7 protein-coding genes are annotated in these 6,348 nt (G+C 71.7%); 5 read left to right on the top strand and 2 right to left on the bottom strand.

All coding sequences use genetic code 11. The annotated features are described in order from the left end of the window. Positions 1–129: 129 nt before the first annotated feature. Positions 130–606 carry a methylmalonyl-CoA epimerase gene (gene mce / locus E1182_RS28420; protein ID WP_132270811.1) on the bottom strand — a complete coding sequence of 159 codons (477 nt, stop codon included), beginning with the start codon at positions 604–606 and terminating at the stop codon, positions 130–132. 62 nt (positions 607–668) lie between these two features. Here mce and E1182_RS28415 point away from each other — a divergent pair, with 62 nt between their 5' ends. Both E1182_RS28415 and meaB read left to right on the top strand, forming a co-directional pair. Beyond that, positions 669–1,868, top strand: a complete 1,200-nt coding sequence (locus E1182_RS28415; RefSeq protein WP_132270810.1) for an acetyl-CoA C-acetyltransferase — start codon at positions 669–671, stop codon at positions 1,866–1,868. Positions 1,869–1,930: 62 nt separating this feature from the next. Beyond that, positions 1,931–2,869, top strand: a complete 939-nt coding sequence (meaB, locus tag E1182_RS28410; RefSeq protein WP_371687615.1) for a methylmalonyl Co-A mutase-associated GTPase MeaB — start codon at positions 1,931–1,933, stop codon at positions 2,867–2,869. Between the two features lie 127 nt (positions 2,870–2,996). Here meaB and E1182_RS28405 read toward each other — a convergent pair whose 3' ends face one another. Next, positions 2,997–3,578: a TetR/AcrR family transcriptional regulator gene (locus tag E1182_RS28405; protein WP_132270808.1), complete on the bottom strand. Its 582-nt coding sequence runs from the start codon at positions 3,576–3,578 to the stop codon at positions 2,997–2,999. A gap of 87 nt (positions 3,579–3,665) precedes the next feature. Between E1182_RS28405 and E1182_RS28400 the strand changes: the two genes are divergently transcribed. The 3 genes from E1182_RS28400 (at position 3,666) to E1182_RS28390 (ending at position 6,339) form a co-directional block, all read left to right on the top strand. Beyond that, positions 3,666–4,097 (top strand): VOC family protein, encoded by a 432-nt coding sequence (locus E1182_RS28400; protein ID WP_243706469.1) that lies wholly within the window; start codon positions 3,666–3,668, stop codon positions 4,095–4,097. A gap of 52 nt (positions 4,098–4,149) precedes the next feature. Then, on the top strand, positions 4,150–4,554 hold the full coding sequence (locus tag E1182_RS28395) for an Asp23/Gls24 family envelope stress response protein (protein WP_132270807.1): 405 nt from the start codon (positions 4,150–4,152) through the stop codon (positions 4,552–4,554). 96 nt (positions 4,555–4,650) lie between these two features. Beyond that, the gene (locus E1182_RS28390; RefSeq protein WP_132270806.1) at positions 4,651–6,339 is read left to right on the top strand and encodes a methylmalonyl-CoA mutase; all 1,689 of its coding nucleotides are present in this window, start codon (positions 4,651–4,653) and stop codon (positions 6,337–6,339) included. The last annotated feature ends 9 nt before the right edge of the window (positions 6,340–6,348 follow it).

Here is a 6,348-nt window from a genome sequence, read left to right as displayed (position 1 = left end):
CCCCTCCGCGCTCGCCCCGCCCGCTCAGCCCCGCTCGTCCGTGCAGAAAGCCGCAGGTCGCGGTGCCCGGCGGGACACCGCGACCGGCGGCGAACGGATGCGACCCGGGTTTCGCGTCCCCGGGGCGGGTCAGTGGTCGGTGGCGGCCGGTTCGACCAGTTCGACCAGGACGCCACCGGCGTCCTTCGGGTGCACGAAGTTGATCCGGGAGCCGGCGGTGCCCCGCCTCGGGGTCTCGTAGAGCAGTCGCATCCCCCGCTCGCGCAGCGCCGCGCAGGCCACGTCGATGTCCGCCACGGTGTACGCCACCTGCTGCACGCCTGGGCCGTTGCGGTCCAGGAACTTCGCGATGGTGGACTCCGGGTTCAGCGGGGCGAGCAGTTGCACGCAGCCGCCCTCGGTGGTCGGCCCGACGGCCAGCATCGCCTCGCGTACGCCCTGCTCGGTGTTGGTCTCGGTGTGCACGCAACGCATGCCGAAGGTCCGCTGGTAGAAATCGATCGCGGCGTCGAGGTCGGCGACGGCGACCCCGACGTGGTCGATGCGGCGCAGGCCGATGTCTGTGACATAGTCGGCAGCGGGCTCGACGGGGGAGTTCTCAGCCATGGCGCTAGTCTGACCGAACAATCGTTAAGGCGTACAGGTCGGCACCCCCTCGGAGGCAGGCAGTGGCTTCGGTGATCGTCAGCGGCGCGCGGACCCCGATGGGCCGCCTGCTCGGCAACCTCAAGGACCTCCCGGCGACGAGGCTCGGCGGCATCGCGATCAAGGCCGCGCTGGAGCGCGCCGGCGTCGCCCCGGACCAGGTGCAGTACGTGATCATGGGCCAGGTGCTCCAGGCCGGCGCCGGCCAGATCCCCGCCCGGCAGGCGGCGGTCGAGGCCGGCGTCCCGATGTCCACCCCGGCGCTGACCATCAACAAGGTCTGCCTCTCCGGCCTCGACGCGATCGCCCTGGCCGACCAGCTGATCCGGGCCGGCGAGTTCGACGTCGTGGTGGCCGGCGGCATGGAGTCGATGACCAACGCCCCGCACCTGCTGCTCGGGCAGCGCTCCGGCTACAAGTACGGCGACGTCACCCTCTCCGACCACATGTCCCTCGACGGGCTCACCGACCCCTGGGACTGCTGCTCGATGGGCGAGTCCACCGAGCGGCACGGCGCGAGGCACGGCATCACCCGCGAGGAGCAGGACGCCTTCGCCGCCGCCAGCCACCAGCGCGCCGCCGCCGCCCAGAAGGACGGCCGCTTCGCCGACGAGATCACCCCGGTGCTCATTCCGCAGCGCAAGGGTGAACCGGTGGTGATCAGCGAGGACGAGGGCATCCGGCCGGACACCACGGCCGAGTCGCTGGGCCGGCTCCGCCCGGCGTTCACCCCCGACGGCACCATCACCGCCGGCAGCTCCTCGCCGATCTCCGACGGCGCCGCCGCGGTGGTCGTGATGAGCAAGGCCAAGGCCCAGGAGCTGGGCCTGACCTGGCTGGCCGAGATCGGCGCGCACGGCAACGTGGCCGGCCCGGACAACTCCCTGCACTCGCAGCCCTCGAACGCGATCCTGCACGCCCTGCGTAAGGGTGGGCTGGGCATCGAGGACATCGACCTCGTCGAGATCAACGAGGCGTTCGCCGCGGTCGGCATCCAGTCCACCCGCGATCTCGGTCTCAGCCCGGACAAGGTCAACGTCAACGGTGGCGCGATCGCCCTCGGGCACCCGATCGGCATGTCGGGCGCCCGACTGGTGCTCACCCTGGCGCTGGAGCTGCGGCGCCGAGGCGGCGGCACCGGCGTGGCGGCGCTCTGCGGCGGTGGCGGCCAGGGCGACGCGCTGATCGTCCACGTCCCGAACGGCGCCGAGACCAGCCGGTGAGCGGACCGACCGACGACTCCCCGGCGGCGGCCGGACCGGTGCGCCGCAGCCGGGACGTACCCATGCTGGTGCGGCGGGCCCGCGCGGGCGACCCCCGCGCGGTGGCCCGCCTGATCACCCTGGTCGAGTCCGGTGACGAGGTGCTGCCGCAGGTCGCGGCGGCGCTCGCGCCGTACGCCGGGCAGGCCCAGGTGGTCGGGTTGACCGGCTCTCCCGGAGTGGGCAAGTCGACCACCACCAACGAGCTGGTCCGGGCGCTGCGCACCCGCGGGCACCGGGTCGGGGTGCTGGCCATCGACCCGTCCAGCCCGTTCACCGGCGGAGCGATCCTCGGCGACCGGGTCCGGATGCAGGACCACGCCACCGACCCCGGGGTCTACATCCGGTCCATGTCCAGCCGGGGGCACCTCGGTGGCCTCTCCGCCGCGACGCCGCAGGCGGTGCGGGTACTGGAGGGCGCCGGCTGCGACGTGGTGCTGGTGGAGACCGTCGGTGTGGGGCAGGCCGAGGTGGAGGTGGCCTCCCTCGCCGACACCACGCTGGTGCTGCTCGCCCCCGGTATGGGTGACGCGATCCAGGCGGTCAAGGCGGGGATCCTGGAGATCGCCGACGTCTTCGTGGTCAACAAGGCAGACCGGGACGGCGCCGACGCCACCGTCCGCGACATCCAGGGCATGATCGCCCTCGGTGAGCGCGGGCCGGGCGAGTGGCGGCCGCAGGTGGTGCGGGCGATCGCCGCGCGTGGCGAGGGCATCGACGACATCGCCGCCGCCATCGACAAGCACCGCGACTGGCTGGAGCACCACGGCGAGCTGCGCCGCCGCCGCGAGGCGCGGGCCGCCGCCGAGATCGAGGCGATCGCGCTCGGCGTGCTCCGCGACCGGATCGGCTCACTGCGCGACGGCACGCAGCTGCCGACGCTCGCCGCCAAGGTGGCCGAGGGAGCCGTCGACCCCTACGCGGCGGCGGGCGAGCTGCTGTCCCAACTCGGCACCGGATGAGTCCACCCCGGTGAGCGCCGCGCCGGTGTGGACACCGCTGGGCTGAGCAGGCCGACGAGGTGGGGGTCCCCGGCCACGCTGTCGGCCTGCGGATCGCGCCCGACGTCCGCCTTGCGATCCGCGGTGGTCAGCGGATGCGGAGCCCTTCCAGCAGGCGGGTGAGTGCGGCGCAGGTCTGCTCCAGCGCGTGCGGACCGGTCGTCGTGGCGAGCCAGAGCGCGGCCTCGTTCATCGCGCCGGAGAGCAGGTGGGCCAGCGGCGTGACCGGCTGCGCCGCGATCGTCCCGTCCGCGATCAGGTCGGCGAGCGCCTCGGTGAGGTGGTGCGCCGAGGCAGCCTCGTCAAGAGCGCGCCAGTCGGCCCAGCCCAGCACCGCCGGCCCGTCGACCAGCATGATCCGCTGAACCTGCGGGTCGGTGCTCGCGGTGAGAAACGCCCGACAGCCGGCCGTCAGGCGCGTCCACGAGTCGTGCTGTGCTTCGGCGGCCGCGACGACCTGCGCGGCGACCTCCTGCTGGACCAGCTCCAGGACCGCCCGGAAGATGTCGGCCTTGCCGGCGAAGTGGTGGTACAGCGCGCCTTTCGTCACGCCGGTGGCGGCGACGATCTGGGCGAGGCCGACCGCCCCGTACCCGTGCGTCGCGAAGAGTCGTCGGCTCTCGCGCACCAGCGCGTGCCGGGTCTGCTCCCGCTGCTCCGCTCTACGCATGTGCCCCTGCCCGTCGCCTGCGGCCCCGCCGCACCGTATTGACATACCGATGGTACGCCAATAGCGTAGTTCGCATACCATCGGTATGTGAATGGAGCGATCATGTTGTTGACCAGCTTCTACCCGGTGATCTGCACGACCCGGCTGAAGGAGTCACACGCTTTCTACGCCGACTGGTTCGGCTTCGAGACCACCTTCGAGGCGGACTGGTATGTGAGCCTGCGGCACCCGGGGCCGGTGCCGTACGAGCTCGGGCTCCTGGACCACACCCATCCGACGATCCCGGACGGGTACCGCAAGCCGGTGGACGGGTTGCTGCTCAACATCGAGGTGTCCGACGTGGATGCCGAGTGGCGGCGGCTCGTCGTCGAGGGTGGGTTGCGGGCCGAGCTGGACCTGAGGAATGAGGACTTCGGGCAGCGGCACTTCATCGTGGCGGACCCCAACGGGGTGTTGGTGGACGTCATCACGCCGATCGAACCGACAGGGGAGTATGTCGAGCGGTACATCGACCGCTAGTACGCTCGCACCGCCTCACGCCCGTGGGGCGGGTGACGCGGTGGGGGAGAGCATGAGCGACGAGGCGACGCAGGAACTGCAGGTGACGCCGGACGCGGTGGCGGGCGGGACGACGCACGTCTCCGACGAGGTGGTGGAGAAGATCGCGGTGGCCGCCGCCCGGTCGGTGCCCGGAGTGGTGGAACTCGGCGGGGACGTGGCCCGGTTCTTCAACGCGGTGCTCGACAAGGTCGGTCTGGACCAGGTCGGTGACGCGCGGCGGGGCTGCTCGGCGCACGTCACCAACGGCGCGGCCGTGGTCAACCTGGTGTTGGTGATCTCCGCGGGGCACTCGGTGCCGCAGGTGACCGACGCGGTGCGGGCGGCGGTATCGGCGGCGGTCGAGGCGTACGGGATGCGGGTCGACGAGATCAACATCCGGGTGGACGACGTGGCGATGGAGGCGCCCCCGGCCTGAGTCGGTTACCGGCGGGTACGAACTTCCTTAGTGATCGTTCAGGGCGGCGTTCTACACTCGGGTCCTCAGTCGAGGACTCGAGAAGGAGCGCCGCGGATGGACGCCGACGAGATCGCCGCCGGACGGGCCCGCTGGCAGGCCCGCTACGACGCCGCGCGCAAGCGGGACGCGGACTTCACCACCCTGTCCGGGATGACCGTCGACCCGGTGTACGGCCCCCCGGAGGGGATGGCGTACCCCGGCTTCGAGCGGATCGGCTGGCCGGGCGAGTACCCGTACACCCGGGGCCTGCACCCCACCGGCTACCGGGGGCGGACCTGGACCATCCGGCAGTTCGCCGGCTTCGGCAACGCCCGGCAGACCAACGAGCGCTACAAGATGATCCTCGGTGCCGGCGGCGGCGGTCTCTCCGTCGCCTTCGACATGCCCACCCTGATGGGTCGCGACTCCGACGACCCGCAGTCGCTCGGCGAGGTCGGGCACTGCGGCGTCGCGGTGGACAGCGCCGCCGACATGGAGGTGCTCTTCGACGGCATCGACCTGGGCGGCGTCACCACCTCGATGACCATCTCCGGCCCGGCCGTGCCGGTCTTCTGCATGTACCTGGTCGCCGCCGAGCGGCAGGGCGTCGATGTGTCCACGCTGGACGGCACGCTGCAGACCGACATCTTCAAGGAGTACATCGCACAGAAGGAGTGGCTGTTCGACCCCGAGCCGCACCTGCGCCTGATCGGCGACCTGATGGAGTACTGCGCCGGCCAGATCCCCCGGTACAAGCCGCTGTCCGTGTCCGGCTACCACATCCGCGAGGCCGGCGCGACCGCCGCGCAGGAGTTGGCGTACACCCTGGCCGACGGCTTCGGGTACGTCGAACTGGGGTTGTCGCGCGGCCTGGACGTGAACGTCTTCGCCCCGGGCCTGAGCTTCTTCTTCGACTCCCACCTGGACTTCTTCGAGGAGATCGCCAAGTTCCGCGCCGCCCGCCGGATCTGGGCCCGCTGGCTGCGCGACGTGTACGGCGCCACCAGCGAGAAGGCCCTGTGGCTGCGGTTCCACACCCAGACCGCCGGGGTGTCGCTGACCGCCCAGCAGCCGGTCAACAACGTGGTACGCACCGCGGTGGAGGCGCTCGCCGCGGTGCTCGGCGGCACGAACTCGCTGCACACCAACGCCCTGGACGAGACCCTCGCGCTGCCCACCGACGAGTCCGCGGAGATCGCCCTGCGTACCCAGCAGGTGCTGATGGAGGAGACCGGGGTGACCAACGTGGCCGACCCGCTCGGCGGCTCCTGGTACGTCGAGGCGCTCACCGACAAGATCGAGGCCGAGGCGGAGGAGATCTTCGCCCGGATCGGCCAGCTCGGCGGCGAGGGGCCGCACCGGATAGGCCCGATGACCTCCGGCATCCTGCGTGGCATCGAGGACGGCTGGTTCACCGGCCACATCGCCGAGTCGGCCTTCGTCTACCAGCAGGCGCTGGAGAAGGGCGACAAGAAGATCGTCGGGGTCAACTGCCACACCCGTACGGTGGCCAAGAACCTGGAGATCCTGCGGATCTCGCACGAGGTGGAGCTGGAGCAGCGCCGGGTGCTGGCCGAGCGCAAGGCCGCCCGCGACGAGGCCGCTGTCACGGCGGCGGTGGCCCGGATGGTCGAGGTCAGCCGTACCGGCGAGAACATGATCCCGGCCATGCTCGACGCGGTGCGCGCCGAGGCCACCCTCGGCGAGATCTGCGACGCCCTGCGCGCCGAGTGGGGCGTCTACCGCGAGCCGGCCCGCTTCTGACCCCACCCC

Origin of the sequence: Micromonospora sp. KC721, assembly GCF_004348355.1 — a bacterium.
Classification (GTDB): domain Bacteria; phylum Actinomycetota; class Actinomycetes; order Mycobacteriales; family Micromonosporaceae; genus Micromonospora.
Note: the sequence above shows the minus strand (reverse complement) of the source record. Positions and strands in the feature narration are given on the sequence as shown.

Bases quoted from the DNA above. Each gene is read 5' to 3' on its own strand.
- E1182_RS28405 (WP_132270808.1), bottom strand. From the start codon at position 3,578: ATGCGTAGAGCGGAGCAGCGGGAGCAGACCCGGCACGCGCTGGTGCGC.
- E1182_RS28395 (WP_132270807.1), top strand. From the start codon at position 4,150: ATGAGCGACGAGGCGACGCAGGAACTGCAGGTGACGCCGGACGCGGTG.
- E1182_RS28390 (WP_132270806.1), top strand. From the start codon at position 4,651: ATGGACGCCGACGAGATCGCCGCCGGACGGGCCCGCTGGCAGGCCCGC.
- mce (WP_132270811.1), bottom strand. From the start codon at position 606: ATGGCTGAGAACTCCCCCGTCGAGCCCGCTGCCGACTATGTCACAGAC.
- meaB (WP_371687615.1), top strand. From the start codon at position 1,931: ATGCTGGTGCGGCGGGCCCGCGCGGGCGACCCCCGCGCGGTGGCCCGC.